The sequence below is a fragment of the Paracoccus aerius genome, assembly GCF_014656455.1.
GTDB classification, from domain to species: Bacteria; Pseudomonadota; Alphaproteobacteria; order Rhodobacterales; family Rhodobacteraceae; genus Paracoccus; species Paracoccus aerius.
Map to the genome: position 1 here is coordinate 1 of NZ_BNCL01000075.1, position 1,859 is coordinate 1,859.

Here is a 1,859-nt window from a genome sequence, read left to right on the forward strand (position 1 = left end):
GCCAGCTTTGCCTGGGCCTCGGCGTCTGCGTTGAAGCGGTTGGTCGCGTCGGTCCTGGCGTCGGGCTCGTTGCTCTTGGGGTCCAGCGGCGGCCGGCCACCGTTTGGAGATGCCAGCACGATCTCAGCACCCGCATCCTTGAAGACGTAGTAAGGCGCAGCAAGCTCCTCCAGCCAGAAGCCGGTTTTCTTGCCGGTGTTTCCCAGTTGATCATGGGACGTGAGAACCATGAGGATTTTCATTATATGCTCTTTCCCTTTGTTGCCTGTCCGAAGACCATTCCTTCAACGTCAGGGCCTTGCAGCCAATGCACCTGTCAGGCCCACCTCAGTCGGAATGCCTTTCGCTGACTGAGAGGGTCAGTTCTGACGTTCCCTTTATCGAACAGGAACATGTCTGGTCGGTGTCAGGAACGCCCCGTGCCCCTTGCAGTTCCTGCTCCTGGTGGTCGCGACAAATGCTGACTGTGGCAATGCTGGGCGCTTCAGCAGGCGGTGCCAGGATCCTTGCGGCGCGATGCGGGTTCGGTTCGGACCTTAGCAAAAAGCTCTGCTGCTATTCTGGCAGCTTCTTCCATGAACTGCCAGGACAGGTCCGGAACGCCCTCCTTCGTTGGCTCCAAGGCGAAAGAAACGCGTCGCAGGATTGCCATGTTGATTTTTACGATCGAAAGACGTCTGACATGAACACGTTCCTTATCAGCAGCGCCGTGGCAAGGTGCTAGGAGGATCGTATTTGCAGGCAGAGGTGTTTTCCGTCGGGTAGCTGCCAGATATGATCATCAGGCACCGACCAGGCTTTTCCTGCCCAGTTGCATCTTCGTATTGCCCTGCTGAACTGTCATGCAGGGTGATCGTCTTGCCACGGCGTCATGTTCCCCGCCTGCACGATCTCCACTGTTCTCACGGCAATAGCTGTGGCGGCTTCCGCCTTCAGCCCTGCCTCCACGCAAGCCTGCAGGACGGCCTCGAACAATGTGCCATAACCTTCGCGGACGTGCCGGTCCGTGTTCCTAGTCATCTGGGCCCCTTTGGGTATGCGCCTTCGCCCGCAACGCCACCGCCCGACGCGCCATGTCCTGGCCTTCGATGTCGGACATGCCCATCGAGTTGCACGCAAACCTGATGCGGCTGGCGACAATCTCATCCGATTGCCGGTCTTTTGCCGTTTCTGTCATGGCGCGCCCTTTCATGGCTGAGCGCCCACCTGATCATGACTGCTTCGTTAAGGCAAATCACCTCAGGAAGATGACCCAGGAGCTGGGCTGGCTGGTCCGCAACAAGGGTGGTCTTACGTCTTCTCCCAAGCCAGGCCGAGGCCTATTCTTCAGCCTCAGCCTGATGGAGACGGCATTTATCAAATGACTGATTTCTAGATAATTTTCATGATGGTCTTGATGATAATGTGGCGAATACCCATCTAGAACACTGACCAAGCTGCAATGATGTCAGTCGGCCGCTTGCAAATTCCTGCAGAGCTGCGTGCGATCTTGTCCGGTCTTTCTGCCGGGCCGCTCCTGTCTGATGGAGCGCTGGCGGATTGCCTTTGCAAAAGAGGAGTTTCTTCCATGACTGCGTCAAAAGCACTGTTTCGGGCCACGCGCTCGGAAACCCGCGCCGATGTCACCGATCGTGCTGCCCGTGAGATCATCGATGCCGAGGCCGCTGCACGCAATCAGCGGATCGCCCGGCTCCGATCGCTTCGTCTGCAGGGCGAAGCTGCTGCGCGCGACGTGCCGAAAGCGAAGCCAGCTGCAAAGGCGCGCAAGAAGGCAAGCTGAACCGCCCCGGGTTTACCGGAGAGTAAAACACTCAAAGGATGAGCCCTATGTCAAAGCCGAGATTCACCCCCGCCTATCC

General features: G+C 57.9%; 4 protein-coding genes. 1 reads left to right on the forward strand and 3 read right to left on the reverse strand.

Annotated elements, in window-relative coordinates; all coding sequences use genetic code 11:
* From IE224_RS20695 to IE224_RS20705, 3 genes are all read right to left on the reverse strand, one after another.
* Window positions 1-242, reverse strand: a 242-nt coding sequence (locus tag IE224_RS20695) for a type 1 glutamine amidotransferase family protein (protein ID WP_506330854.1), incomplete at its 3' end; no start/stop codon positions are given.
* A gap of 598 nt (window positions 243-840) precedes the next feature.
* Entirely contained in the window at window positions 841-1,020 is a 180-nt protein-coding gene (locus IE224_RS20700) for a hypothetical protein (RefSeq protein WP_191313400.1), read from the reverse strand.
* A complete protein-coding gene (locus IE224_RS20705) occupies window positions 1,013-1,177 on the reverse strand; it encodes a hypothetical protein (RefSeq protein WP_191313402.1) in 165 nt (54 codons plus the stop codon). Before IE224_RS20705 ends, IE224_RS20700 begins: the two co-directional genes overlap by 8 nt.
* Window positions 1,178-1,567: 390 nt before the next feature.
* Between IE224_RS20705 and IE224_RS20710 the strand changes: the two genes are divergently transcribed.
* Entirely contained in the window at window positions 1,568-1,780 is a 213-nt protein-coding gene (locus IE224_RS20710) for a hypothetical protein (protein WP_191313404.1), read from the forward strand.
* Window positions 1,781-1,859: the final 79 nt, after the last annotated feature.